Annotated in this window: 1 protein-coding gene; it reads left to right on the forward strand. The window is 66.1% G+C overall.

The annotated features are described in order from the left end of the window. A partial coding sequence (locus D0N36_RS19260; protein WP_190242771.1) for a hypothetical protein occupies positions 1-449 on the forward strand: 449 nt, incomplete at both ends.

A 449-nucleotide genomic window follows, 5' to 3' on the forward strand; every position in this document is an offset into this window, starting at 1 on the left:
CTGCTCAAGCGGCAGCAGGAGGCGCGCAAACAACCCAGCACCCACCTGGCCGCCAACTCGCGCAAAGCCGTGGTGCTGGAGCAGACGGCCGAACGCATGCGGGTGGAAGCCGGCTGTGACCATGTAAGCATTTACGCCGTGCAAAACGGAGAGTACCTGCGCACGGGGGACAGCGTGGAAAAGTTCGTCATGCAGGCCGAGGCCAGCCGCACGGGCGACCCGCGCTACATGGACACCGAGCGCGTCATCTATGCGCAGGACATTCCGCGGCTGGTGCTGGTGCTGGTGCAGCAAGCTTACGCGCTGCTCTGGCGCGGGCGCTGCGACGACTGGAAGGCCAACAAGCTGATGGCCGAACGCGGCTACCAGAGTGCGCTGGCCGTGTTCGTGCGCCGGCCCGGGGGCGTCATTGGCCTGTACGTGCTGAGCTGGCGGGAAATGGAGCTGGT

This window comes from Hymenobacter lapidiphilus (genome assembly GCF_003417065.2).
GTDB lineage: Bacteria > Bacteroidota > Bacteroidia > Cytophagales > Hymenobacteraceae > Hymenobacter.